Genomic DNA, 23,869 nt, shown 5'->3' with positions numbered 1-23,869 from the left:
TGCCCGGCGTCAGAGCGTCGGCAGCCCCGGCGGGTTGGTCTGCGACTGCGGCACGGCCTCCTCGGCCACATTCCACCGCTTCAGCGCCTGCGCATAGGTGCCGCTGCCGATCTGGGTGTTCAGCGCCTGCGTCACCGCATCAGCCAGGCCACTGCCCTTGCGTGTGGTCACCGAGATCGCTGCGGCGTTCGGCCAGCCCCCCGGGAACAGGCCCACACGCCGCACCTTGCCATCGCGCGCCGAATAGGCACCAGCGGCGTTGGGCTCGAACGAGACATCGGCGCGCCCGGTGATCACCGCCAGCCGCCCAACCACGGCGTCATCGAAGTACTGGTACTCCACCGGCTTCAAGCCAGCGGCGATGTTCTGCTGGTCCCACTGCCGCAGGATCTGGTCCTGGTTGGTGCTGGCGCCGACCACCACCTTCAGCCCGGCCACGTCGGCCGGCTTTTCGATCTTCTGGATCGGGCCATCACTGCGCGTATAGATGCCGAGCAGGTCGTAACGGTAGCTGGAGAAATCGAACTTCTTCTTGCGCTCTTCGGTCACCGTCACGTTCGACAGCACCGCATCGTACTTGCCTGATTCCAGACCCAGCGGCCAGTCGGCCCACGCCACCGGCACGATCACCAGCTTCAGGCCCAGCCCATCGGCGATCAGCCGTGCGATGTCCGGCTCGATGCCGACCACGTCCTTGCTATCGGTACCGTAGTCGGCCAGCGGCAGCTGCCCCGGATGGGTGGCAACGGTGAACGTACCGGCTGTGACGAAGCGATACCCCGTGGGGATCAATGCCTGCGCCTTCGGATCGAACGTGCCCTTCAGGATGGCGGTGTTCGCACCCGCCAGGCTGGTTGCGGCCACGGTGCCGGCATCCGGTCCCTGACGCACGCGCGAATAGACGATGCCGGCGATGCCGATGACCAGCACGCCCACGATCAACAGGGTGCTGCGTGAGGGGCGACGCGGTGCTGCAGGGCTCATGGTCTTCCTTCCGGGGTTACAGGGTCTTGGCCAGGAAATCGGCGGTGCGTTGCTGGCGCGGGCGCTCGAACAGCGCCTCGGGCGAGCCCTGCTCGATCACCCGCCCCTGGTCCATCATCACCACGTGGTCGGCCACGCGGCGGGCGAAGCTCAGTTCGTGGGTGACAATCACCAGCGTGGTGCCGGAGCTTGCCAGCTCCTCGATCACGCTGAGCACTTCGGCCACCAGCTCCGGGTCCAGTGCCGAGGTCGGTTCGTCGAACAGCAGCACCTTCGGTTGCAGGGCCAGCGCACGAGCAATCGCGATGCGCTGCTGCTGGCCGCCGGACAGCTGGCGCGGGACGGCATCGGCCTTATCGGCCAGGCCGACCCGTTCCAGCAGCGTGCGCGCCTGCTGCTCGGCCTGCGCGCGCGACACGCCACGCACTGCGATCGGTGCCTCGATGATGTTCTCCAGCGCAGTCAGGTGCGGGAACAGGTTGAAGCCCTGGAACACCATGCCCACCTCCGCACGACGGCGGCGGATCTCACGCTCGGGCAGCTCGTACAGGGTGTCACCATCGCGGCGGTAGCCGATCAGCTGGCCGCCGACGGTCACGTAACCGCTGTCGGCACGTTCCAGGTGGTTTATCAGCCGCAGCAACGTGGACTTGCCGGCGCCGGACGGGCCGATCAGCACCGTCACGCTGCCAGCGCGCAGGTCCAGGTTCACGTCTTCCAGCACCGGCTGGTCGCCGAACACTTTGCCCACACCGTGCAGCGATACCGATGCCCCCTCGCCCGCTTCAACCTGCGCGGCGATGCGCGGGCGATTGACCACGCGCGGTGCAGCCTCACCTGTGGCGCGCGTCGGTGACGAGACACGCGATACCGAACGCTCGCGCTGCAGCTGACCGCGTGCGAAGCGCTGCTCCACGCGCCGCTGCAGCAACGACAGCACGGTGAGGATCACCAGGTACCAGACCGTGGCCACCATCAGCAGCGGCACCACTTCCAGGTTGCGGCGGTAGATCACCTGCACCGTGTAGAACAGCTCAGGCAGCGCCAGCACGTAGACCACCGAAGTGCTCTTGGCCAGGCCGATCACATCGTTGAACGCGGCCGGCAGGATCGAGCGCATCGCCTGCGGCAGGATGATGCGGCGCACCTGGCGGCCACGCGGCAGGCCAAGCGCGGCGGCCGCCTCATACTGCCCATGGTCCACAGACAGGATGCCGCCACGGATCACCTCCGCCGAGAACGCCGCCTGGTTCAGGGTCAGGCCCAGCACCGCCGCGGTGAACACACCAATCAGCTGCGTGGTCGGGTACGAGAACAGGCTGATACCGGTGAACGGCACGCCCAGCTCGATGGTGGTGTACAGGTAGCCCAGGTTGTTCAACAGCAACAACAGCACCAGCAGTGGGATCGAACGGAACAACCAGACATAGCCCCACGACACCGCCGACAGCAGCGGTGAACCGGACACCCGGGCCAGCGCAAGCAAGGTGCCCAGCGCGAAGCCTAGACCGGTACCGAGTGCGGTCAACAGCAGCGTACGGCCCAGGCCTTCCAGCACCGGGCGTGCGAAGAACCACTCGGCGAAGGTGCCCCAGCCCCAGCGCGGATTGCCCAGCACTGATTGCAGCCCGATCAGGATCAGCGCCAGTGCCAGCACCGTGCCGAAGACCTGCAGCGGATGCCGGGCCGGCACGATCTTCAGCGCCGGTGCTGGCGCCGGCCGGGTTGCAATGCCATCCAGCGCGGTCGAAGGCGTGCTCACGCGTGGGCTCCTTGCAGCTGGGTCTGCGCAGGCGCAACGACAGGCGTCGCTGCCCGCAGGTGCTTTTCGAACGGCAGATGCGCAACCGTTTCCGGGTCGGCCTCCAGGTCGAACAGCGCGGTGTAGCCATGGCTGAGGTACAGGCCAACAGCCTCAGGCTGGCGGAAGCCGGTCGTCAGGAACACCCGCCGGTACCCTTGCCGCGCCGCCTGGTCTTCCAGCTCCTGCAGCACGCGCCGCGCGATGCCCTGGCGGCGCAGGCCGGGCAGCGTCCAGATGCGCTTGAACTCGGCGGTGTCCGGATCACGGTGCGGCATGAACGCGCCGCCGGAAATCGCCACCCCGTCGCGCAGCAGCAGCACGAAGGCACCGACCGGGGCCGCAAAGGCCTGCGCCGGGTAGCGCTGCAGCTCCTCGCGGGCGCTGCCACCGATGCGTCGGCGCACGTCGGCATAGCGGCTGTCGTACTCCTGTTCCAGACCATCAAACAGCGGCCGCGCCAGCGGATCATCCACCGAGGTGTAGAGGAAGCGTTCGTTGCTGCTCATGCCACGTCCTTCACCAGATAGTCTTCAGCCAGCCGCGCCCACAGGCTGGCAGCGGGCGCGATGGCGGCGTCGTTGAATACATAGCGCGGGCTGTGCAGCGGCGCGCTGTCGCCGTTGCCGACGAACACGAAACTGCCCGGCCGCGCCTGCAGCAGGAACGCGAAATCCTCACTGGCAGTGCGCGGCGCGAATTCGGGCACCACGTGTTCGCTGCCGAAGCCCTGCACGGCCACCTCACGGATGTAGGCGGTCTGCTGCGGATGGTTGATCACGCTCGGGAAGCCACGCGGGAACTCGATCTCCGCGCGCGCGCCGAACGCGGCGGCGGTCCGCTCGGCGACCTCGGTAACACGGCGCCGCAGGGTGTCACGTACCTCGGGCAGGTAGGCGCGCACGGTCAGCTTCAGCTCCACTACGTCCGGGATCACATTGGCGGCCTGCCCGCCGTGGATCGAACCGACGGTGACCACGCCCATCTGCCGTGGATCCACATTGCGCGAGACAACGCTTTGCAGCGCCGTGACGATATGCGCTGCCGCCAGGATCGGGTCGACGCTACCCTGAGGCTCGGCACCGTGACCGCCCTTGCCGATCACTTTCAGCCGCGCCCAGTCCACCGATGCCATCGCCGGACCGTCGACGAAGCCGAAGTGGCCCACCGGCACACCCGGCCAGTTGTGCAGGCCATAGATCGCATCCACCGGGAAGCGTTCGAACAGGCCGTCGGCAATCATCTTCGAGGCCCCCGAACCGGTTTCCTCGGCCGGCTGGAACACCAGCTGCAGGGTGCCGTCGATGCGGCCGTGATGGGCCAGGTAGTGCGCCGCGGACAGCAGGATGGCGGTATGCCCATCGTGGCCGCAGGCATGCATCAGCCCCTCGTTCTGGCTGGCGTAGGCCAGGCCGGAGTCCTCATGGATCGGCAGTGCATCGATGTCGGCACGCAGCCCAAGGCGACGGCTGCCCTGCCCGCGCTGCAGCGTACCGACCACGCCGGTACCGCCGAGGCCGGTGGTGACCTCATAGCCCCACTGCTGCAGCAGCTCAGCCACGCGTGCGCTGGTGCGGTGTTCCTCGAAGGCCAGCTCCGGGTGCCGATGCAGGTCATGGCGGATCGCGATGGCCGCCTCGGCGCGTGCCGCGATTTCCGGCAGCACGCCAGTCGTTGGGGAATTCCGCCGGGCATGGCCCGGTGCTGCCGCGCTTTCTCCGCTCATCGCCTTACCCTGCCTTCCGCGCCGGCTCGGCATCGGTCGCATGGCGGCTGGCCTTGTACGGCAGGCCCAGATGCGCTCGCAGCGTCTGCCCTTCCAGCTCGCGCTGGTGGTAGCCGCGCGCCTGCAGGATCGGCAGCACCTGGGTCACGAAATCGTCCAGGCCTTCGCGCTGTGCCGCGAAACCGAGGATGAAACCGTCGCTGGCACCGGCATCGAACCAGCGGATCAACTCGTCGGCCACATGCTCCGGCGTGCCGATGAAATTAGGTCGCGGGCTCACCGCTTCCAGTGCCACCTGGCGCAGGCTCAGGCCCTTCTCACGTGCATCCTGCTTGATGCGGTCGGTGGTGGAACGGAACGAATTGCTGCCGATGTCACCCAGCTCCGGGAACGGCGCGTCCGGATCGTACTGGCTGAAATCATGGTGGTCGAAGAAGCGCCCCAGGTACGCCAGCGCATCCTCCAACGTGGCCAGTGCGGCGATCGCCTGGTACTTGGCTTCAGCCTCCTCCGCGGTGCGACCGACGATGGGGCCGATGCCCGGGAAGATCTTCACGTCATTGCCGCTGCGGCCGTGGGCGATCGCCGAGTTCTTCACCTTCTGGGTGAACGCGCGGGTCTCCTCCAGCGATGGCGAATGGGTGAACACCGCATCGGCGTACTTCCCGGCCAGCGCGATGCCATCGTCGGACGACCCGGCCTGGAAGATCACCGGCTGCCCCTGTGGCGAACGCTGGATGTTGAGCGGCCCTTCCACCTGGAAAAAGCGGCCCTTGTGGTCGAGGCGGCGGAACTTGTCCGGCGCGAAGAACGTGCCGCTGTCGCGCTCACGCACGAAGGCATCGTCGTCCCAGGAATCCCACAGCCCTTGCACTACGTCCAGGTACTCGTCGGCGATCTGGTAGCGCAGCGCGTGCTCCGGGTGCGGGCGACCGTAGTTGCGCCCCGAACCCTCCAGCGGCGACGTCACCACGTTCCACCCCGCACGACCGCCGCTGAGCAGGTCCAGCGAAGCGAACTGCCGGGCCACGGTAAACGGGTCGCTGTAGGAGGTCGACAGCGTGCCCGCCAGGCCGATCTTCTTCGTCGCCGTGGCCAGCGCCGACAGCAGCGAGATCGGCTCGAAGCGATTGAGGAAGTGCGGGATCGACTTCTCGTTGATGTACAGGCCGTCGGCTACGAAGCCGAAGGCGATGCCGTTTTCCTCGGCGGTACGCGCGATGTCGATGTAGAACTGCAGGTTGACGCTGGCATCGGCCGGATTGGAGGGATGCTTCCAGGCATGCATGTGGCTGCCAGGACCCTGCAGCATGATGCCGAACGGAATGTGGCGCGGGGTCGTGCTCATGGGAATCGCTCCTGCAGGTCAGGCCACCGCCGCGCGCGGCGCGGGCGACAGCAGTTCAAGGGATGTCAGGCGTGCATCAAGGTCGGCCACCGGCGCATCGAGGATGAACTCGCCCACGCCGAAGCGCCGGTGCAGCGCATCCAGTTCGTCACGCACGTGCTGCGCATCACCGGACAACACGCTGGGGCGAGTTTCCTCGATGCGGAAGTCAGCCACGCCCACCTGGCGCGCGTACTCGGCAGCCGCCTCGGGACTGGGCAGATTCACCGTCTGGCCGGGGCCGAGGTGCAGCTTGTAGACGCGCAGCGCGCCGATATGACGCGCTGCGGCTTCGGCAGTTGGTGCGGCGAAGGCCACCGTGGCCAGCAGCGGCGGCTGCTTTGAAACGTTGCGGTAGGCATCGAACGCGGCCTCGATATGCTTCGGGTCACCATCGAAGTGCGCGGCGTAGACGAAGCGCCAGCCCAGTTCGGCCGCCTGCTGCGCGCTCTGCGGGCTGGCCCCGAGCAGGAAGCGCTCCGGTGCCTGCTGCGGAACCGGCCGAGCCTGTGCCTCGGTGTCGGCCCCGGACAGATAGCCTTCCAGGTCACGCAGTTGCTGGTCGAAGTCGGCGAACGCCGGACGCCCGGCTGCCAGCGCCGCGGTCGAGGCCGGCAGGCCACCGGGGGCCTTGCCCACGCCCAGATCGACACGCCCCGGCGCCAGCGCCGACAGCAGGTTGAAGTTCTCCGCCACCTTGTACGGCGCGTAGTGGCGCAGCATCACCCCGCCACTGCCGATGCGGATGCGCCGGGTCTGCGCCAGCACCCACGCAGCCAGCACTTCCGGTGCAGGGCTGGCCAGCGTCGGCGTAGCGTGGTGCTCGGCAAACCAGTAGCGGTGGTAGCCCAGCTGCTCGGCGCGCTGCGCCAGCTGCAGGCTGTTGCGCAGCGCCTGCTCCGGCGAGGCACCTTCGGCCACCGGGCTCTTGTCCAGCACGCTGATCTGATAGCTCATGGTCACGTCCTCGCTCAGGGGTGGGCCACGGGAATGCCGAGCAAGCCGTTCAACGCGGCCAGGATCGGCTCTGCACCGGAGATGTACTGGCGGTCCTGGTGCGCGCCACTGGCCAGTTCGCTGCGCACGCCCTGCGGCAACACCAGCTTGGGTAGTGACTGGTCCTGCTCACCGATCTCGGCGATCACCTCGCGGCGCGGCCGCGCGAAGCCGATGCGGCGTACATCCAGCTGCGCGTCCAGGCCATCGATGCTCGACAGCGCGCCCTCCAGCAGCAGGCTGTGCCGACAGAAGAAGCGCTGGCCGGGAATCTGGCCGTCCTCGAACTCACGGTCGAGCAGGAACAGGATGGGTTTGCTTGCTGCGTCGAAAGTCACAGGGGTCGTCCTCATCGGGGCCGGCAATGCGATGCCGCTTCGATATCGATGCTAGAGATGCCAGCAGCCGCAGCAGCGACGGCTGGCGACAATCGGCGGTCAGATCCGGCCACGCAGATGCGGCGTAGCCATAAGCAAAGCGCTGCCGGTTATGGCGTCAGGCGATACGTCGCAGCGGCGCCGCTACCGTCAGCGCCTGCGCCTGCGTGGCCAAGTGCCCGGCCGCACGCTCGGTCGCCAGTTCGATGCGTGCCTGCAAGGCCGCACTGCTGATGTGCTCGCCCTCGAAGTCGGCCGGTGTGGCATACACCCCGATCGGCAGCGTGTGCGCCTGCAGGAAACTGAACAACGGCCGCAGCTGGTGATCGATCACCAACGCATGTCGCTCGCTGCCGCCGGTGGCTGCCAGCAGCACCGGCGTATCCACCAGCGCCTCCAGCTCGATGAAGTCGACCAGGTGCTTGAACAAGCCGGGATACGAGCCGCGATACACCGGCGCGGCCACCACCAGCAGCTCCGCCGCTTCGATGGTCTGCAGTGCCCGTTCCACCGCCGGCTCCGCCTCGCCGCGCGACAGCGACTGGCCCAGCGAACGCGCGATCGGCGCCAGCTCCACCAGGTCCACGCTGGCGTGCACCCGCTGCTGCAGCGACGCCAGCAGATGCCGCACCAGCAACAACGTGCGCGACGTCGCCGAGCTGGTCGGTGACCCCACCAATGCAACCACCCTCAATGCAGAAGACATGAACTGCTCCCGTATGGAGCCGAGCCATGCTCGGCTGCCTTTCGCTTTTGTAGAGTCGAGCCATGCTCGGCTGCCCTTCGCTTTTGTAGAGTCGAGCCATGCTCGACTGCTTCCCACCTCAGAACCGGTAACTGACCCGGCCAAACCAATACGCACCCACATTGCTCAGCACATCGCCGCTGTCCCACGTGGTCTCGATGCTCGCCACATCGGTGGCACTGCGCGCGTACTCCGGCACCTTGCGGGTGCGCTTGTCGAACACGTTGTTGATGCCCAGCGCCGCACTCCAGCCCGCGCCCAGCTCCACGCCACCGGACAGGTTGGTCACCAGCACCGGCGGCTGCCTGTACTCCACGCCGTTGTTCAGGCGCTTGATCGGGCCGTAGTAGGTGAAGTCCAGATTCGAGCGCCAGCGCCCGTTCTGCCAGCCCAGCCCCGCCACCTGCGTATAGCTGGGCGTGCGGAAGCGCAGCGCATACTCGCTGGATCTGGTCAGCAGGTTGATGTTCGGCAGGCCCTGCAGCGCCGCCGGAATGTCGCTGACCTTCTGGATCGTGGTACGGCCGACGTTGGCCGCGTAGCTCCAGCGCAGCTTGCCCCACGCGGTTTCCTGGTTCGCCTCCAGGGTCAACTCCACACCCCGTGTACGGGTATTACCCACGTTGGTGAAGTAGCTGGCGTAGAACGCATCACCCGGCAGGATGCTGATGCCGGCCGAACCCAGCAGTGCATCGATGGTGTTCTTCTGCGCCGCACTCAGCACCGTGCCGCTGTTGTCGGTGACGCGCGCCGGATCCTGCGCGTTGTAGCCGATCTGGCTGGACTGGCCGAGCTGGCCGCGGATGTCGATCTGATAGGCATCCAACGCCAGATGGAACGCCGGGCTCGGGTCCCAGGTCACGCCCAGGCTGTAGTTGGTGGCCTTTTCTGGCTTCAGCGGTGTGGCACCCAACGCAATCGCCGCGGGCGAAGACACCTGCGCCACCAGCGTGGTCCCGCACGGGCAACTGCCGGTGGCCTGGTAGTACTGCGCGCCCAGACTGGGCGCATGGAAGCCATTGCTGACCGTGGCACGCACACCCAGCGCGTCGGTGAAGTCGAAGCGCGTGGTCAGGCGGCCGGTGGAGACACTGCCGAAGTCGGAATGGTCTTCCCAGCGCGCGGCCGCATCCAGGTACCAGCGCGAGGTGATGTTGGTGGCCGCACCCACGTACACCGCCTTGCTGTTACGGGTGGCTTTCACCGCGTCCGCAGTGGAATAGCCGACGAAGGCTGCAGCGCCGAAGCCGGTATACGACTCCCACTGCCCTGCTCCACGCTCGTACTGTTCGTGCTGATACTCGGCGCCCGCGCTCACCTCCAGCGGCGAAGCAAATGCCGCCACCTCGAAGCCACGGCGCAGGTCCAGGTTGGCGATGCCCTGCTGGTAGTCCAGCTTGCCGTCATAGAAATCAGTGGGTGAACCGGGATACGGCAGCGAGTAGTTCACCGAGTTACGCGTATAGGTGCGCACGGTGCTGCGGTTGCCGGTCAGGCTGGCATCATAGTCCCAACCCGCGATCTGGCCTTTTACCCCGGCCGTACCGGTGTACTGCTTCTCCTTGGTTTCCAGCACCGGCAGGAAGCCGTCAGGAAACACGCTCAGAACGCCGGGAGCCCTGTAAGTGGTGAAGATGGTCGCCGGCAGACGGAAATTCTGGATCGCCTGTGCAGTGCGATCGCTGGCCGTAGCATTGGCGTAGAACTGCGCGCTCTCGCCCAGGCCATGGCCCACGTTCACCGCGAAGGCCTTCAACGCATACGACGGCGAGCTGAGGATGGTATTGGCTTCGGCATTGCGGCTGGCCTCGGCCGGGTTCGGCGTGGCACCTGCAGGCAGTCGATTGTTCGGCCGCAGCGCCACCAGATTGCCGTTGCCATCCACGGCCGGATAGCTCAGGTAGCCGTCGATGTAGCGCCGGGTGCGGATTGCATGGTGCTGGCGGGTGGTCTCACCGGACAAATTGACGAAGCCATCCTCGCCCCACGGCAGGCCGACGTTGGCGCGCACGCTGGTTCGCGAACCATCACCATCGGTGCTCTGCCCGCTCTCCACCGACACATCACCACCGTGCGCCTGCGACTTCAGGATCACGTTGACTACGCCGGTGATCGCGTCCGAGCCGTAGATGGCGGAGGCACCATCACGCAGCACTTCCACATGGTCGATGGCCGAGACCGGAATCAACGCCAGGTCCGCCCACGCATGTCCGGGGAAGCCGCCACCATTGGCCCCGCTTACATAGGCGCTGGCATTGCGGCGCTTGCCGTTGACCAGTACCAGCGTGTAGCCCGGCGACAGGTTGCGCAGCTGGTAGCCGCGGATCAGGCTCTCCTGGTCGCTCTGGTAACCGCCGATCTGGCTCAGCGACGGCAGGCTGCGCTGCAGGGCTTCCAGCAGATTGCCCTGACCGGTGGCGGCGAGGTCTTCAGCGGAAATCACATCGATGGGCGTGGAGCTGTTCTTCACCGTGCGCGTGCTGGTGCGAGAGCCGGTGACCACCACCGCATCCAGCGTGGAGGCTGCCACATTGGCAGTGGCTGCAGTGGTGGCAGGGTCTGCATCGGCTTCCGCCGCATGGCGGGGCGATGCAGCGAGGGCGGCCGCGATCAGGACGGCAAGAGTGCTCAGGACAGGATTGTGGGCGGCAGGCATGGGGGCTCGTGGGGGTGGGCCGGAAACACGCTTCCATTCAAGGGCCTGTTCACCCACCGCGACAGGCGGGATCGCGTCACCCAGCCGTAACATCCGGCCACCCACATGACTGCTGGTAATGACGTTAGGCGGCCTGCACCGGCGCACTGCTCTCTGTAGAGCCGAGCCATGCTCGGCTCAATGCCAGACGAAGCCCATTCAATTGAGCCACAAAGAACAGCCGAGCATGGCTCGGCTCTACATGCTCCGCAGGCATCACCTCATGCCCGCGCACCGCTCTGCGCCACGCACCGCCACCCGTAGCATCAAGCCATGCCCAGCCCACCCGCCGATCCTACTGCGCCACTCGTCGCCATCGTCGCCTGCCACGGCCAGGGGCTGTTCGAGTTCGGCTGTGCTGTAGGCCTGTTCGCACCGATACGCCCAGAGCTGGGCGTGGCCTGGTACCGCACCCAGCTGTGCGCGGGCGAACCCGGAGCGCTGCGCATGCTCGGCAGCACCCAGGTGCAGCTGCCCTACGATCTCAGCAGCGTCGATGACGCCGACATCATCGTCATCCCCGGTTGGCGCGAACCCAGCGAACGTCCGCCGCAGGGCCTGCTCGATGCACTGATCCGCGCCCATGCACGCGGCGCACGCATCGCGTCGATCTGCTCCGGTGCGTTCGTGCTGGCCTGGGCCGGGCTGCTCGATGGCCGCGAGGCCACCACTCACTGGCGCCTCACCGAAGCGCTGGCACGCGACTTCCCACGCATCGACGTGCGCGACGATGTGCTGTACGTGGACACCGGCAGCATCATCACCTCGGCCGGCTCGGCCACCGGCATGGACATGATGCTGCACATGGTGCGCAAGGATTACGGCGCGCGCGTGGCTAATCTGGTGGCCGAGCGATTGGTGTTGGCACCTTGGCGTGATGCCGGGCGCAGCCAGCGCGTCAGCCGGGCCATCCCCAACGGCGAGCCCACGCGGTTGGCGAAGCTGATGGAGTGGATGCGCCGTAACCTGCGCGAGCCACATTCGCTAGGCAGCCTCGCCGAGCAGGCCGCACTCAGCCAGCGCACCCTGCAACGGCAGTTCCTGGAAGCCACCGGTCTGTCGCCCATCGATTGGCTGATCCGCGAGCGCGTAGCCCTCGCCCGTGAGCTGCTGGAAACCACCGACCGGCCACTGCAGTGGATTGCCGAACAGGCCGGCTTTGGTTCGCAGGAGTCGTTCCGTCGGCACTTCCGTGGCCAGGTCGATGCCAGCCCCACCGAGTACCGCAGCCAGCATCGCAACGGCATCAGTGCGGACCGCCTGGTCGGCTGCTGAGCCCCGGGTAATGCCGGCCCCTGGCCGGCAGGCAAGGCCCCCCGCCCTCTTCGTCGACGACTTTCCACGCCATCACCACCACTGCACTATAGGGGCATGCCCCGCACTGCCGACGGACCGGTGATGACCGACAGTCCCTACAGGACCTACCGCGTTGGAATCGGCGTATCGCTGCTGTTGGCGGCACTGATCGCCACGCTCTCGTTGATTGCCGTGGCCAGCCCCAACCTGGGTTGGGGCGTCGTGGCGCTGGCCACCATCGCGATCTGGGTCGGCCTCCCGCTGCTGCTGGTCCTGCTGCTGGTGTGGCTGCGCTACATGGTGCGACAGCGCGGGCAGGTGCCGGGCCGCATACACGTGCTGATGTTGGTGCCAACCGCCGCCGCCATGCTCATCATTCCACTGTGGCACTTCCTGCAAGGCAGTGTGGACAGCCTGGCCGGCGGCTCACGTGCGTCCATCGCCGAGCTGCACGTCAACCTCAGCGGGCAACCCCTTTGGCTGGACACCTCGCCGTATGCATCCACCGGTTCTGGCGCTGGCCCGGACCTGCCCATGCAGGGCGAAACGCCCCAGCGCTTCCTGGCCTTCCACCGCTACCCCAACCCGCAGTCCGATGCAGACAGGGCCTTCCCGTATGAACAAGCGCGCCTGAAGCCCTCCGTCGACCACTACCGCTACGCCACACCGTCTGGAGATCGCGCCGTCACCGATGTGCCGCTGGTCCGTCGGCCGTACCCTGACCTTGCGCCATTCAACGCGGCCTGGCGACGTGCGGGTACACCCGAGCTCGTGCATATCTACTACCACTACAGCGATCACGTAGAGGTCGCGCCCGCGCTCGCACGCCTCAGTGGCTTCACCACCGATGATCTGGAGCGCAGCCGCTTCGAAGGCCTGACGCTGTTCAAGATCCACAACTACGGCAGTGCGCCCATCCTGCGGATGGAAATCAATGGCCTCACACTGGACATCGGCGACGGGGCCATCGCGAACATCCCGGAAGCGCCCCGGGATTGCACAGCCTACGGCTACCCGGTCAGCCCCGCGCTGTTGCCGCTCAACCTGCCCCTGCAGGTGCGCTGGCAGACTGCAGACGTGCCGACGCGGTGGCACAGCGCGCGCGTGCAGGTGCCCGCGTTCCGGCAGCCGCAGCCACTGCAGGGGCAATCCACATTGCAGCGCGTCCTGCTGTACATGCTGCCCGATGACGCGCTGGCCGCCGAACGCTACGCCGAACTGTTTGACGGCGATTCGCGGCGCGGCATCAAGGCCACTGGCCTGCCAGCCAGCGCTGCCACCTACGCGGTGTGTGGCAGCGCCAGGGCAACCTATGGCGAAGGAGCGGGTACTGTGCTGGCCGACTGATCCGCGGCGTTGCCGGCACGCTCCCCTCTACGCTGACGCGCGCTCAGTCTTCCTGCACCAGCTTGAACTCGCGCAGGAGGCCACCGATCTGGGTCTTGTCCAGCTTGTTCATCAGCAGGTTGCGCAGGAACGCAGGCCCGGGAATATCCAGCTCCTTGCCATCGCGCAGGCGACCGGTGGCGGCCAGCAGCGAGCGCACGTCATAGGTGGAATTGAACACCTCGGGCACACCGCGCTCGATCCCAAGCAGTGTGTACACCGCTTCCATCGGTGTGCGCACCGAATACTCGGTGGTGAAGATACAGTCGCGCTGCTTCGATTCGGCGAACTGTCCGATGAAGGCGAAGTTCACCGCACCCTCCGGCACCACGTCCGGCCGATCACCGGCCTGGCGCGGCATGAAGAACGCGGTGATGTACGGCATCATCACCGGCACCGTCTTCGCGCCGGTCGCGGCCAATTCGTCGATCTCCTCCACCGGCACGCCCAGGTGGTACAGCCACTCGCGGGTGACCTCTTCGCCGGTGCAGTCCTGCATTGGCTTCTTCACGTAGTCTCCGGGCGTATCCACGAACAGCGAATACACCCAGACCACGATCTGGTCCTTGGGCTGGTTCTTGAAATGCGGCTGGCGGTTCACGGTCCAGCTCATCAGCCAGCGCGAGTCGCGCACGCTGACGATGCCGCCGGTCACCACCTTGCCGCTGAAGGGATCGCGCTTGGCGATCTTCTGGATGTAGGCCGGAATGCGCGCATCCAGCGTGGTCACCGTCGCCGATTCCCACTTGGTTTCCGGAATGTGCGCGCCGAACACGTCCGGGCGCCCGAACGCTGCATCCTTCGCGGCAATGCGCCGCCACAGGTCCCAGGCCGGCGCCGGGCCTTCATTCAGGCGTGCCGCAGTGTGGTGGTCGCCATTGTCCGAGTTCTCAGTCAGCGAGCCGATGGTCATGAACAGAAGATCGTCCGCGCCCAGACCCACGCCACCGGCTACACCATCACGCATCCAGTGGATGCGCGTGGCCTGCTTGCGGCCCGGCTGCAGATCGAAGTCGACGTCGGTCACCTCGGTGCCGTACTGGAACACCACGCCATGGTCCTGCAGCCACTTCACCAGCGGCAGCACCAGCGATTCGTACTGGTTGTACTTGGTGAACTTCAGCGCCGAGAAATCCGGAAGCCCGCCAATGTGGTGAATGAAGCGATGCAGGTACAGCTTCATCTCCAGCGCCGAATGCCACTCCTCGAACGCGAACATGGTGCGCCAGTACAGCCAGAAGTTGCTGTCCAGGAAATCACGGCCCAGCACCTCGTCGATGCGCTTGTTCTCCATCTCCTGCCGGGTGGCCAGGAACAGCGCGATGATGTCCTTCTGCGCCTGCTCGGTCAGGGTGAACAGGCCGTCGGTGTGTGCATCTTCGCCGCGATTTATCGTGGCCCGCTGCAGCGAATAGTTCGGATCATCCTTGTTCAACCAGTAGAACTCGTCCAGCACACTGGCATCTTCAATCTCCAGCGACGGAATCGAGCGGAACAGGTCCCACAGGCACTCGAAATGGTCTTCCATCTCGCGGCCGCCGCGGATCACGAAGCCCTTCTCCGGCACCTTCAGGCCATCCAGCGCGCCGCCGGCAATCTGCTGCTGCTCGAGAATGGTGATGCGCTCACCGGCCATGCGGCCGTCGCGCACCAGGAACGCGGCGCCGGCCAGCGAGGCCAGGCCCGAACCGACGAACCATGCGCGCTTGTCATCGACACCCGCGGGCTTGCGCGGGCGCGCAAAGGCTTCGTAGTTGCCACTGCTGTAGTACATGCGTTGCTCCTTCCTGGAGGGGGTCATCAGGAACCCGCAGCGGAATGACACAGCCATCCGATGCAGGTCATGCCCCTACTCTAGCGCCGAACCGATGTACCGTTTCCTGCATGCGTGCTGCGACGGAATGACGCAGCCGCGTCAGAGCTGTCGCCGCAGCAATATCCCCGGCCAGCCGTCCACATTGAACGGCGCGATGCGCGTATACCCGCAGGACTCATAGAAGCGCACCAGATCACCGTTGCCACCGCCGTAGCAGTCCACGCGCAGATGGTCGAGCCCGGCAGCGCGCGCCTGCTCATCCGCAAAGGCCATCAGGCGGCGGCCGATGCCACGCACGCGCACGTCACGCGATGCCACCAGTACCCGCACATACAGTTCCGGGCCGGTGGGCGCAGGCACATAGGGCATCGACTCGCCCAGCGCCAGGAACGCGCGCACCTCACCCAGCTCGTTCTGCGCAACCCATGCACCCGGCAGCGCGCACGCATCGGTCACCTGGGTGATCCGGCGCGGCATCGTCGACCACGGCTCGCTGCCCCATTGCTGCAGATTGCCGATCGATACGAACCACTCGATCACCTCATCGAACAGCGCCAGCACTGCAGGAGTATCCGCCTCGCTGGCGCGGCGGATGTTCAAGATGTCCTTTCCAGCTTCAGTCATGCATGCACTCCCTGACGTTCCGTAGATCCAGTAGTGCCAGGCCATGCCTGGCAGGTGCCCAGTGTATTGATCCAGTCCACCGTCCACCGGATTTGACATGCAGGCATTTACCTGCATATAGTCCAATCAAGGGCGGCGCCTGCCGGCCCATCGCGAGGAACCCGCAATGGTGGATATCGCACACAGGGTCGGCATCAAGGCCCCCGCAAGCCAGGTGTACCAGGCCCTGGCCACGCCCGAAGGCGTCGCCGCCTGGTGGGCCGAAGACACCCAGGGCGACCGCGAGGTCGGCGGCACGGTCAAGGCGCGCTTCACGAACAACGGCGAGGAGATCGGCGTCATGGAAATGAAGCTGGAACAGCTCATTCCAGGCGAGCTCGTGCTCTGGCGGTTCCTCGCCGGTCCCGCCGAATGGATCGGCACCCACGCGCGCTTCGTGCTGAAGCAGGAGGGCGACTATTGCATCGTCCTGTTCACCCACGAGGGCTGGAAAGAGCGCGTCGAGTTCACCTCCCACTGCAGCACCAAGTGGGCGGTGTTCCTGATGAGCCTGAAGGCCCTGCTGGAAACCGGCAAGGGCCAGCCCAATCCACACGACGTCAGGATCGACAACTGGAACTGAAGACATCCCCATGGCGGTAGACAACGTGCGCGACGCAGACAAGGTCTTCAAGGCACTGGCCGATCCCACGCGCCGGACGCTGCTGGACCTGCTCTGCGAAGACAACGGGCAGACGCTCGGCCAGCTGTGCGAGCACCTGGACATGGCCCGGCAATCGGTCACCCAGCACCTGGGCCTGCTGGAAGACGCCAACCTGATCAGCACCGTGCGCCGCGGCCGCGAGAAGCTGCACTTCATCAACCCGGTGCCGCTGCACGAGGTGTACGAACGCTGGGTACGCAAGTTCGAGCAGCAGCGCCTGAGCCTGCTGCATGACCTGAAACGAGAACTGGAAGGAGAATGACGATGTCCGCAGAGTCCACCCGCTTCATCCACGTGATCTACATCGCATCCACCCCGCAGAAGGTGTTCGAGGCCATCACCCGCCCCGAGATCGCCAGCCGCTACTGGGGCCACGAGAACGTCTCGGACTGGAAGCCCGGCTCGCGCTGGCAGCATGTACGTGCGAACGAAACGCGCTCGGTTGAACTGGTCGGCGAAGTGGTGGAAAGCACCCCACCCTCGCGGCTGGTCATCACCTGGGCCGCCGCCTCGCAGGCCGAAAACCCGGATGCCTACAGCCGCGTCACCTTCGACATCGTGCCCTACCAGGACATGGTGCGGCTGACCGTCACCCATGACGAACTGGAACCGGGCAGTGGCATGGATACCGGCATCCGCCAGGGCTGGCCGATCGTGCTGTCGAGCCTGAAGTCGCTGTTGGAGACCGGCAAGGGATTGGATGTGTTTGCCAAGCCGCAGTAAACGGCTGCGCCGGGACGACGCCGCAGGCGCCTTGGCCGCTGCGGCGTCGGCAACGCGGCCGATGCCGGTCCGCTAGCGGGCCGTCCAACCCCCATCCACCGGCAACGCCGTGCCGGTGATCTGCGCCGCCGCGTCCGAAGCCAGGAACACCACCACCTCGCCCAGCTGCTCGGGCGTCACGAACTGCAACGACGGCTGTTTTTCAGCCAGCAGCGCACGCGCAGCGGTCTCCTGATCCGTGCCTTCGTGCTCGGCCAACGCGGTGATCTGCTGCTCGACCAGCGCCGTCCGCACCCACCCCGGGCAGATCGCATTGGCGGTGATGCCGGTGCCCGCGTTCTCCAGCGCTGTCACCTTGGTGAACCCCACCACGCCGTGCTTGGCCGCCACGTAGGCCGACTTGTTCACCGAGCCCACCAGCCCGTGCACGGATGCGATGTTGATGATGCGGCCGGCGCCCTGCTGCTTCATATGGGGCAAGGCTGCCGCCGTTGCATGGAACACCGCCGACAAATTCAGCGCGATGATCGCATCCCACTTCTCTATGGGGAATTCCTCGATCGACGCGGTGTGCTGGATGCCTGCGTTATTCACCAGGATGTCGATGCGCCCCATCGTCGCAACGGCGTGGGCGATCATTCCGCGCACCGCCTCGCCACGGGACAGGTCGGCACCGTCATGCGCCACGCGAACACCGAACTCGGTTTCCAGGTTGGTACGGATGCGTTCGATCTCCGCCGCATCGCCAAAGCCATTCAGCACGATATCGGCGCCTTGCCGCGCCAGCGCCGTAGCGATGCCAAGACCAATACCGCTGGTGGAGCCGGTAACCACCGCAACCTTTCCAGAGAACATGGGTGAGCTTCCAAGGGGCGTAGGTAGGCAGTGTAGCCCTCTGGATCCACCGCACGCTTGGATCAGTAGATCCACGCCATGCGTGGATGCTGCCCCTCGGCAAAGATCCACATCCCCCCTATATTCACCCCAATCCACCCATGGATGGCCCGATGAACCCCTGCAAGGCCCTGCTGCCCGCCGTTGTTGCCGCACTGCTCGTCCCTGCCATCAGCCAGGCCGCGCCGCCTGCTCAAGACGCCACACCGCTCACCACCGGCAGCGTGCGGTTGGATATAGCGACCGGCCGCGTGGAAGGCAACGTCTGCGTATCCAACCGCCCTGCCGAATCGATGGGCTCATTCGTGCTCAACGCCGGCCTGAATGTCGCCCGGGTCACCGATGGCGATGGCGCTCCGATGGACTTCGAAGGCTGGTATGCCCCCGGCGTGGATGGCGAAGCACGCGTGTACACCGTGGCAAAGCCACCCGCCACGCTCTGCGTGCAGTACGTGGGCGCCTTCCCGGTCTACGCCCGGCACGATGCCCCGACCGACTTCAAGGGCCTGATGGCCTTCAACGGCGACAGCGCCCGCTTCACCGAACAGTCCGCATGGCTACCGCAGGCGTTCGATCCCAGGGCCCGCGTGCGCAGCAGCGAAAGCCGCTACGACCTGCAGGTGGATTGCGCCGGCTGCCGGTTCCTGTATCTCAACGGCAGCCAGGCCATCGAAGGCGCGCAGGGCCGCTTCCGCAGCGACAACGCACGACCGATCCTGCTGTTCGGCGGCAGCGGCCCGATCACCCGCACCGCGCAGGTCACGATCCTCAACGAGACGCTGCCCGCGGCCAAGGTCGATGCTCTTTCCGGCACCGTGCAGAAGATAGCCGACGTGCACAGCCGCTATATGGGCGTGCCGCTGGCCGACCGCCCCACCTTCCTGCGCATGGTCACGCTCAACCAGATCGAGCGCGACCGCGAGGGCAGCGAATGGGGCTTTGCCACCTGGCCGACCATCGCCATGAGCGGCAGCATCGGCAACGTGGCCGATTCATTGCTGGCCGGTGGCGAGAAGGCCGAGCGGCGCGTGCAGTACATCGCGCACGAAATGGGCCATTACTACTTCGGCACACTGAACCGCCCGCAGGGCCCCTACTTCTGGGTGCTGCTGGAATCCAGCGCGGAATTCCTGTCGATCAAGGCGCTGCGCGAGATCAGTGGCGATGCCGCGGCGGATCGCTACATTGCGCGACTGCAATCGGCCATCGATAAGCAGGAGAAGCCGCTGCCGGCGTTCGATGCCATCGACGGCAACTCGGATCTGGGCGAGATGTATCGCTACGTCTATGCGCCCTTGCTGCTGCTCTCGTTGGAGAAGCAAGTGGGCGAAGCGAAGATGCAGGCCTTCATGCGCGGGCTGCTGGCCTCGCCTTCGCCGAAGAATTGGGCGGAGCTGCAGGGCATCGCGATGAAGGCTGGCATTGATGCCAAAGCCTGGGAGCATTGGCGGGCAAGCTGTGTGGCTGGCGGCAGGCCAAGCTGTAGATCCACGCCACGCGTGGATTCACTCCCTCAACGCCCGCACATCTGAATCATCCAGCACTCAGAAGAACAGACTCGCTCGCTCAACGGTCGCGAGCGGATTAGCCTTCCGCACCGCCTCCAGAAAGAGCAGAAAGTCGCGGTTGAACAGCGAAAGGTTGTTGGTGAACATCACGCACTTTCTACCCGATGCTCTGCTGAAGCATACCTGCCAGAAATAGCGCGCATAGATGACGTCGGACGTTCGAGTGACTGAGGTGATCTGCGAAAGCGGAACTGCCGTGGGAACCGGCCCCCGCCGCAGGTAGAAGTATTCTGTATCAAAGAAGTAGTGCTCCCGATCCTCTTTCCCATCCACCATCACCAAGGTCATGGACGTGCCGGAGATCCGGCGCGGAGGATTCAGACGCAACCCTGATCCCAACGCCGAACGGGCTCTCGCTGGCATTTGCCGAAGGATGAACCAAAGGATCACCAACGGAAGTGCCACAAGGACAACAAAGCCTACGGTCTTCAAAACAGTTTCCAGCGTGCTGGGCACACAGATCTCCAGGATGAACGTTCAGGCACTTGCAAGGCCCGACTAGATCCACGCCACGCGTGGATGCTCTGGCTTCAACGCCCCATCACTTCCAATGATCCGGCCCCAGGAACGGCAGGCTCAACACAAACACCGGAACCGCCACAGGAATCAACGCCGCGCCCAGCACCTTGCCGGCCGCCGTCCCCACACCCGGCTTGTCCTCCCTCTCCGGCAGGATCCGCTGCGCCCGCGCACTGATCGGCTGCGCCAGCTTTCCCTTCTCCGCCAACGCAGCAGCGTCCGGCAACTTCACCCGCTCGCCGTCGCCCTCGAACAGCGCGCTGTAGTAGCTGCCGCCCTTCTTTGAAAGATTGCAGGCCCGATCAAACGCCAGCGCATAACGGCTTCGGTCCTGCGGCAGGTAGTAGCGCGCACGCTCATCCACATACTTCGCCTCGCGCGGGAGCACCTCAATCCGCTCCAGCTTGAACTGCGCGGCCTGTTCCGGCGTCACCTGCTCCGGCCGCAGCAGCAGCGCATAGCTGCCGTGCACCTTGGCCTTGTTGGCCGGGTCGCGCCAGTCCTCATGGAAGTACATCTGCGCGCAGGCCACCGCCTCGCGCAGTGGGCTGTCCATCAGCGCCCGGTACTCGCGGAACGGCGCGGCATTGAAACGCATCGGCTCTTCAAAGCGCGGCAGCAGGTACAGCTGGCCATCGTCGGCCACGAACGCACCGGTGATCTCGCGGCTTGAGGCGTGCTCCTCCGGGCCACTGGCACAGCCGGACAGCAAGCCAAGGCACAGGGCGGAGAGAATGAAAAGAGACGTTCGCATGTCGTGTTCGAGGGCTTCCCTGGGAAAACGGCCCCGCCCGGAAGGACGAGGCCAGTCCGCCATGGTGCCACGGCACCGCATGCGATACTGAATCCGCCCTACTTCAACCGCTCCACCAACCGCTGCCCCACCTCCAGCGCCGAAGCCGGGTTCTGCCCGGTAATCAGCTCACGGTCCACCACCACATGCCCCGTCCACGGCGCGGCATTGCTGCTGAACCTCGCCCCCGCCCGCACCAACGCAGTCTGCGGGTAGAACTTCATCTCACCGCCGCCCAGCAGCGGCTTGGCCTGCTCTTCCTCCTGGTTGCTGATCACCGTCATCTGGTAGCCGCTGTAGATCCACTTCGGCGTAGCCGGCATCGCACCCGCGTCCAGCTTCGCCACGAAACCCGCCGCATCCGGCAGCGTGGACAGCAGCGCGATCGGCCCGTGGCAGACCAGCGCGGTGGTCTTGTTGCGCTGGTGGAAGTCGGCCAGCAGCCGGCCCAGCGCCGGGCTCTTCAGCAGGTCCTGCATCGGCGCGTGGCCACCGGGAATGTAGACCGCATCGAAATGCGCATAGCCCTGCTGCTCGACACGCGCAAGGCTGACCACCGGCGAGGCGGTCGGCGATGTCAGCGCCAGTTTCTCCAGCAGTTCCTTGTGCAGCGCCAGCTGCGCGGCATCGTTGCCGAAGTACGCCGCCGTCACCGAGGACGCATCCACCGTCGGCGCCCGCCCCTGCGGCGTGGCAAAGGTCACCTCGTGGCCCGCGTCCAGCAGCAGCTTGACCGGCTGCATCAACTCGTTGAGATAGAAGCCGGTGGACAGCACCTTGCCGTCCTTCAGGTCCAAGTGGTTTTCGTCGGACAGCACCACCAGCACGTTGGCGGCATGCGCGCCGCTGGCGGCCAGGGTCAGGGCCAGCGCTGCGGCCAGCCGGGTCATCAGGTTCATGGGGAGCTCCTATCGGGGAATGGCCGCCACTTTATTCATCGCCCCAGCGGCGATAAATTGGCCCCATCGCAAAACATCTGTTCCCCGGAGAGCTAAATGAGCCGCAAGTTCGACTACCTGGGCGACGTGGAGGTGTTCCTGGCGGTGGTCGAGCACGGCTCGTTCACGGCCGGCGCGGTGGCGCTGTCCACCACGCCTTCGGTGCTGAGCCGCGCGGTCACCCGCCTGGAAGCGCGGCTGGGCCGGCAGCTGCTGCAGCGGACCACCCGCCGCGTGGGCCTGACCGACGCCGGGCGGCTCTATCTGGAACAGGTGCGCACCGCCTTCGGCCTGCTGGACGACGCCGAGCGCGACGTACTGGCCCAGGACGGCGCGCTGGCCGGCCGCGTGCGCCTGAGCGTGCCCACCACCTATGGCCACTACCGGCTGCCGCCCGTGCTGGCGCGCTTTGCGCAGCAGTACCCACAGGTGCAGGTGGAACTGAACATCACCAACCGCAACGTGGACCTGGTGGCCGAAGGCTTCGACCTGGCCATCCGCCTGGGCCAGCTGCCGGACAGCGGGCTGGTGGGGCGGAAGCTGGAAGACGCCCCACTGCTGCTGGTGGCCGCGCCAGACTACCTGCAGCGCCGCGGCACGCCGCAGACGCTGGACGACCTGCAGCAGCACCTGTGCCTGCCCTTCGTGATGCCGCGCACCGGGCGGCTGGCGCCGTGGATCTTCCGCGACGACGGGCGCGACGTGGACTGGCTGCCGCGTTCGTCCATCGAGACTTCCGACGATGTGCTGGGCGTGGTGTCGCTGGCCGAACAGGGCATCGGCATCTGCCAGAGCTATGCGTTCATCGTGCGCGAGCGATTGCAGCGTGGGCAGCTGGTAGAAGTGTTGCCGCAGCTGCGGGGGAGATCGCGCCCGTTCTCGGTGATCTATGCGCCGCATCGGCGGCAGTCGGCGGCGGCGCGGGCGATGATTGAGTTGTTGGTGGGGAATGCGAGCACGGCTGAGGACGGCGTTGGTTGAGGCTACAAAGCTCGTTTGCGATGTCGGGTTTGAACCGTTTTTCGGGGTGTGGGGCTGATCGCGTGCCGTTGCATGCCGAGGCGGACTAAGAACTGTTGCAAAGAAGGCCGTCGCGCTATTCGCTTGTGGCGTGGGCGATTGCGCCACGCGAATTCGCAATCGACAGAGTAGCTGCGCGAATGCGTCTACTGGCGTCGCGTGCTGCACGAATGGTGCGTGCAACAATAGTCCTCTGCTCTCGGATTCCGCGTTTCCTTCGCGAATTTCTATTGGCATTCGAAGCGGCTGCGTAAACACCATGGCGCGCCACCGACAACGGGTGGCAGCGGGCGTCCAAACCCGAGACAGATAGTTGTTTACGCTTGCCCGTCGGCACCGTCCTTAACCGGTGCCGGCGGGCAATCCGTCGGCCTTTATGGCGGGCGGTGCGTGGGGGTCTTCGGACCCGCCGGTTATTGACAACTGTCTGTCCCGGTTTGGAACCCGCACCGTCCGCCACCTCTTCGCGGTGGCGCTGTTAAGCACAGCCACGGAAGCCGCCGCCATGAACGAATCCGACACCTTCTCTTCGTACACGGTTGTTGAGCCCATCAACGACGACACTCCCCTGCCCGACCTGAACTCCCTGCTCGGCATCCTCAAGCGCATGCGCGGCTGCGAAGGGGCGGATGGGCATCCTTGGCCGGAAACCGATGTGTCACCCGGCCGCCGCGTGAGTCTGGCCAGGAGCGAGCGCGCGATGGTGGGAGCGCTGACGGTACTGGAGTTGCTGCACGCGGCAGACCGCTGCCGAGTGGCAGCGGACCCGGAGCGGCATTTGGATGAGGGGGTTGTGGATGGGCTGTTTCTGGCTTGCCGGGGGCTGGTTGAGTGGGCTTGTTGTGAGGTGAGGCCGGAGTAAGCACCCTCCAAGCGAA

23 protein-coding genes are annotated in these 23,869 nt (G+C 65.9%); 8 read left to right on the top strand and 15 right to left on the bottom strand.

What is annotated here, in order from left to right; genetic code table 11:
- Positions 1 to 9: 9 nt before the first annotated feature.
- The 9 genes from ACZK4Z_RS09160 to ACZK4Z_RS09120 form a co-directional block, all read right to left on the bottom strand.
- Positions 10 to 984 (bottom strand): ABC transporter substrate-binding protein, encoded by a 975-nt coding sequence (locus ACZK4Z_RS09160; RefSeq protein WP_478451405.1) that lies wholly within the window; start codon positions 982 to 984, stop codon positions 10 to 12.
- Positions 985 to 1,000: 16 nt separating this feature from the next.
- Positions 1,001 to 2,746 carry an amino acid ABC transporter permease/ATP-binding protein gene (locus ACZK4Z_RS09155; protein ID WP_478451404.1) on the bottom strand — a complete coding sequence of 582 codons (1,746 nt, stop codon included), beginning with the start codon at positions 2,744 to 2,746 and terminating at the stop codon, positions 1,001 to 1,003.
- Positions 2,743 to 3,294 carry a GNAT family N-acetyltransferase gene (locus tag ACZK4Z_RS09150; RefSeq protein WP_125892936.1) on the bottom strand — a complete coding sequence of 184 codons (552 nt, stop codon included), beginning with the start codon at positions 3,292 to 3,294 and terminating at the stop codon, positions 2,743 to 2,745. The genes ACZK4Z_RS09155 and ACZK4Z_RS09150 overlap by 4 nt, the downstream gene beginning before the upstream one ends.
- On the bottom strand, positions 3,291 to 4,511 hold the full coding sequence (locus tag ACZK4Z_RS09145) for a M20 aminoacylase family protein (RefSeq protein ID WP_346484686.1): 1,221 nt from the start codon (positions 4,509 to 4,511) through the stop codon (positions 3,291 to 3,293). The genes ACZK4Z_RS09150 and ACZK4Z_RS09145 overlap by 4 nt, the downstream gene beginning before the upstream one ends.
- Before the next feature lie 4 nt (positions 4,512 to 4,515).
- Positions 4,516 to 5,859 (bottom strand): LLM class flavin-dependent oxidoreductase, encoded by a 1,344-nt coding sequence (locus tag ACZK4Z_RS09140; protein ID WP_329810478.1) that lies wholly within the window; start codon positions 5,857 to 5,859, stop codon positions 4,516 to 4,518.
- Between the two features lie 18 nt (positions 5,860 to 5,877).
- The gene (locus ACZK4Z_RS09135) at positions 5,878 to 6,855 is read right to left on the bottom strand and encodes an MsnO8 family LLM class oxidoreductase (RefSeq protein WP_478451403.1); all 978 of its coding nucleotides are present in this window, start codon (positions 6,853 to 6,855) and stop codon (positions 5,878 to 5,880) included.
- 14 nt (positions 6,856 to 6,869) lie between these two features.
- Complete coding sequence (locus ACZK4Z_RS09130; protein WP_219626372.1) at positions 6,870 to 7,247, bottom strand: DUF3088 family protein; 378 nt, start codon at positions 7,245 to 7,247, stop codon at positions 6,870 to 6,872.
- Positions 7,248 to 7,389: 142 nt separating this feature from the next.
- On the bottom strand, positions 7,390 to 7,977 hold the full coding sequence (gene msuE / locus ACZK4Z_RS09125) for an FMN reductase (protein ID WP_478451402.1): 588 nt from the start codon (positions 7,975 to 7,977) through the stop codon (positions 7,390 to 7,392).
- A 118-nt stretch (positions 7,978 to 8,095) separates the two neighbouring features.
- The gene (locus ACZK4Z_RS09120) at positions 8,096 to 10,672 is read right to left on the bottom strand and encodes a TonB-dependent receptor plug domain-containing protein (protein ID WP_478451401.1); all 2,577 of its coding nucleotides are present in this window, start codon (positions 10,670 to 10,672) and stop codon (positions 8,096 to 8,098) included.
- Positions 10,673 to 10,984: 312 nt separating this feature from the next.
- Here ACZK4Z_RS09120 and ACZK4Z_RS09115 point away from each other — a divergent pair, with 312 nt between their 5' ends.
- Together ACZK4Z_RS09115 and ACZK4Z_RS09110 are read left to right on the top strand one after the other, a co-directional pair.
- Complete coding sequence (locus ACZK4Z_RS09115) at positions 10,985 to 11,986, top strand: helix-turn-helix domain-containing protein (protein WP_478451400.1); 1,002 nt, start codon at positions 10,985 to 10,987, stop codon at positions 11,984 to 11,986.
- Between the two features lie 123 nt (positions 11,987 to 12,109).
- Complete coding sequence (locus tag ACZK4Z_RS09110; RefSeq protein WP_478451398.1) at positions 12,110 to 13,354, top strand: hypothetical protein; 1,245 nt, start codon at positions 12,110 to 12,112, stop codon at positions 13,352 to 13,354.
- Positions 13,355 to 13,397: 43 nt separating this feature from the next.
- On the opposite strand, the gene ACZK4Z_RS09105 is transcribed toward ACZK4Z_RS09110, so the two are convergent.
- The gene (locus ACZK4Z_RS09105) at positions 13,398 to 15,167 is read right to left on the bottom strand and encodes an oleate hydratase (RefSeq protein ID WP_478451396.1); all 1,770 of its coding nucleotides are present in this window, start codon (positions 15,165 to 15,167) and stop codon (positions 13,398 to 13,400) included.
- A gap of 141 nt (positions 15,168 to 15,308) precedes the next feature.
- Positions 15,309 to 15,833, bottom strand: a complete 525-nt coding sequence (locus ACZK4Z_RS09100) for an N-acetyltransferase family protein (RefSeq protein WP_478451395.1) — start codon at positions 15,831 to 15,833, stop codon at positions 15,309 to 15,311.
- A gap of 166 nt (positions 15,834 to 15,999) precedes the next feature.
- On the opposite strand from ACZK4Z_RS09100, the gene ACZK4Z_RS09095 reads away from it, so the two are divergent.
- Genes ACZK4Z_RS09095 through ACZK4Z_RS09085 form a run of 3 tightly spaced genes read left to right on the top strand, consistent with a single transcriptional unit; the run spans position 16,000 to position 17,259 of the window.
- On the top strand, positions 16,000 to 16,455 hold the full coding sequence (locus ACZK4Z_RS09095) for an SRPBCC family protein (protein WP_478451393.1): 456 nt from the start codon (positions 16,000 to 16,002) through the stop codon (positions 16,453 to 16,455).
- A gap of 10 nt (positions 16,456 to 16,465) precedes the next feature.
- Positions 16,466 to 16,798 (top strand): ArsR/SmtB family transcription factor, encoded by a 333-nt coding sequence (locus ACZK4Z_RS09090; protein ID WP_005409330.1) that lies wholly within the window; start codon positions 16,466 to 16,468, stop codon positions 16,796 to 16,798.
- 2 nt (positions 16,799 to 16,800) lie between these two features.
- Positions 16,801 to 17,259: an SRPBCC family protein gene (locus ACZK4Z_RS09085; protein WP_032129304.1), complete on the top strand. Its 459-nt coding sequence runs from the start codon at positions 16,801 to 16,803 to the stop codon at positions 17,257 to 17,259.
- A 72-nt stretch (positions 17,260 to 17,331) separates the two neighbouring features.
- On the opposite strand, the gene ACZK4Z_RS09080 is transcribed toward ACZK4Z_RS09085, so the two are convergent.
- A complete protein-coding gene (locus ACZK4Z_RS09080) occupies positions 17,332 to 18,114 on the bottom strand; it encodes a 3-hydroxybutyrate dehydrogenase (protein ID WP_478451543.1) in 783 nt (260 codons plus the stop codon).
- A gap of 152 nt (positions 18,115 to 18,266) precedes the next feature.
- On the opposite strand from ACZK4Z_RS09080, the gene ACZK4Z_RS09075 reads away from it, so the two are divergent.
- Positions 18,267 to 19,685: a M1 aminopeptidase family protein gene (locus ACZK4Z_RS09075; protein WP_478451391.1), complete on the top strand. Its 1,419-nt coding sequence runs from the start codon at positions 18,267 to 18,269 to the stop codon at positions 19,683 to 19,685.
- Between the two features lie 12 nt (positions 19,686 to 19,697).
- On the opposite strand, the gene ACZK4Z_RS09070 is transcribed toward ACZK4Z_RS09075, so the two are convergent.
- From ACZK4Z_RS09070 to ACZK4Z_RS09060, 3 genes are all read right to left on the bottom strand, one after another.
- Positions 19,698 to 20,177 carry a hypothetical protein gene (locus ACZK4Z_RS09070; protein ID WP_346484697.1) on the bottom strand — a complete coding sequence of 160 codons (480 nt, stop codon included), beginning with the start codon at positions 20,175 to 20,177 and terminating at the stop codon, positions 19,698 to 19,700.
- Positions 20,178 to 20,262: 85 nt separating this feature from the next.
- Positions 20,263 to 20,994 (bottom strand): hypothetical protein, encoded by a 732-nt coding sequence (locus ACZK4Z_RS09065; RefSeq protein ID WP_329893210.1) that lies wholly within the window; start codon positions 20,992 to 20,994, stop codon positions 20,263 to 20,265.
- A gap of 98 nt (positions 20,995 to 21,092) precedes the next feature.
- Positions 21,093 to 21,932, bottom strand: a complete 840-nt coding sequence (locus tag ACZK4Z_RS09060) for a type 1 glutamine amidotransferase domain-containing protein (protein WP_478451389.1) — start codon at positions 21,930 to 21,932, stop codon at positions 21,093 to 21,095.
- A 96-nt stretch (positions 21,933 to 22,028) separates the two neighbouring features.
- Between ACZK4Z_RS09060 and ACZK4Z_RS09055 the strand changes: the two genes are divergently transcribed.
- Positions 22,029 to 22,952: a LysR family transcriptional regulator gene (locus ACZK4Z_RS09055; protein ID WP_478451388.1), complete on the top strand. Its 924-nt coding sequence runs from the start codon at positions 22,029 to 22,031 to the stop codon at positions 22,950 to 22,952.
- Between the two features lie 544 nt (positions 22,953 to 23,496).
- The gene (locus ACZK4Z_RS09050) at positions 23,497 to 23,853 is read left to right on the top strand and encodes a hypothetical protein (RefSeq protein ID WP_478451387.1); all 357 of its coding nucleotides are present in this window, start codon (positions 23,497 to 23,499) and stop codon (positions 23,851 to 23,853) included.
- Positions 23,854 to 23,869 lie beyond the last annotated feature (16 nt).

It is taken from the genome of Stenotrophomonas sp. 71799_Sma (assembly GCF_056482505.1).
This window is presented reverse-complemented; position numbering and strand designations above follow the sequence as displayed.

Bases quoted from the DNA above. Each gene is read 5' to 3' on its own strand.
- ACZK4Z_RS09160 (WP_478451405.1), bottom strand. From the start codon at position 984: ATGAGCCCTGCAGCACCGCGTCGCCCCTCACGCAGCACCCTGTTGATC.
- ACZK4Z_RS09150 (WP_125892936.1), bottom strand. From the start codon at position 3,294: ATGAGCAGCAACGAACGCTTCCTCTACACCTCGGTGGATGATCCGCTG.
- ACZK4Z_RS09145 (WP_346484686.1), bottom strand. From the start codon at position 4,511: ATGAGCGGAGAAAGCGCGGCAGCACCGGGCCATGCCCGGCGGAATTCC.
- ACZK4Z_RS09140 (WP_329810478.1), bottom strand. From the start codon at position 5,859: ATGAGCACGACCCCGCGCCACATTCCGTTCGGCATCATGCTGCAGGGT.
- ACZK4Z_RS09135 (WP_478451403.1), bottom strand. From the start codon at position 6,855: ATGAGCTATCAGATCAGCGTGCTGGACAAGAGCCCGGTGGCCGAAGGT.
- ACZK4Z_RS09130 (WP_219626372.1), bottom strand. From the start codon at position 7,247: ATGAGGACGACCCCTGTGACTTTCGACGCAGCAAGCAAACCCATCCTG.
- msuE (WP_478451402.1), bottom strand. From the start codon at position 7,977: ATGTCTTCTGCATTGAGGGTGGTTGCATTGGTGGGGTCACCGACCAGC.
- ACZK4Z_RS09120 (WP_478451401.1), bottom strand. From the start codon at position 10,672: ATGCCTGCCGCCCACAATCCTGTCCTGAGCACTCTTGCCGTCCTGATC.
- ACZK4Z_RS09115 (WP_478451400.1), top strand. From the start codon at position 10,985: ATGCCCAGCCCACCCGCCGATCCTACTGCGCCACTCGTCGCCATCGTC.
- ACZK4Z_RS09110 (WP_478451398.1), top strand. From the start codon at position 12,110: ATGACCGACAGTCCCTACAGGACCTACCGCGTTGGAATCGGCGTATCG.
- ACZK4Z_RS09105 (WP_478451396.1), bottom strand. From the start codon at position 15,167: ATGTACTACAGCAGTGGCAACTACGAAGCCTTTGCGCGCCCGCGCAAG.
- ACZK4Z_RS09100 (WP_478451395.1), bottom strand. From the start codon at position 15,833: ATGACTGAAGCTGGAAAGGACATCTTGAACATCCGCCGCGCCAGCGAG.
- ACZK4Z_RS09095 (WP_478451393.1), top strand. From the start codon at position 16,000: ATGGTGGATATCGCACACAGGGTCGGCATCAAGGCCCCCGCAAGCCAG.
- ACZK4Z_RS09090 (WP_005409330.1), top strand. From the start codon at position 16,466: ATGGCGGTAGACAACGTGCGCGACGCAGACAAGGTCTTCAAGGCACTG.
- ACZK4Z_RS09085 (WP_032129304.1), top strand. From the start codon at position 16,801: ATGTCCGCAGAGTCCACCCGCTTCATCCACGTGATCTACATCGCATCC.
- ACZK4Z_RS09080 (WP_478451543.1), bottom strand. From the start codon at position 18,114: ATGTTCTCTGGAAAGGTTGCGGTGGTTACCGGCTCCACCAGCGGTATT.
- ACZK4Z_RS09075 (WP_478451391.1), top strand. From the start codon at position 18,267: ATGAACCCCTGCAAGGCCCTGCTGCCCGCCGTTGTTGCCGCACTGCTC.
- ACZK4Z_RS09065 (WP_329893210.1), bottom strand. From the start codon at position 20,994: ATGCGAACGTCTCTTTTCATTCTCTCCGCCCTGTGCCTTGGCTTGCTG.
- ACZK4Z_RS09060 (WP_478451389.1), bottom strand. From the start codon at position 21,932: ATGAACCTGATGACCCGGCTGGCCGCAGCGCTGGCCCTGACCCTGGCC.
- ACZK4Z_RS09055 (WP_478451388.1), top strand. From the start codon at position 22,029: ATGAGCCGCAAGTTCGACTACCTGGGCGACGTGGAGGTGTTCCTGGCG.
- ACZK4Z_RS09050 (WP_478451387.1), top strand. From the start codon at position 23,497: ATGAACGAATCCGACACCTTCTCTTCGTACACGGTTGTTGAGCCCATC.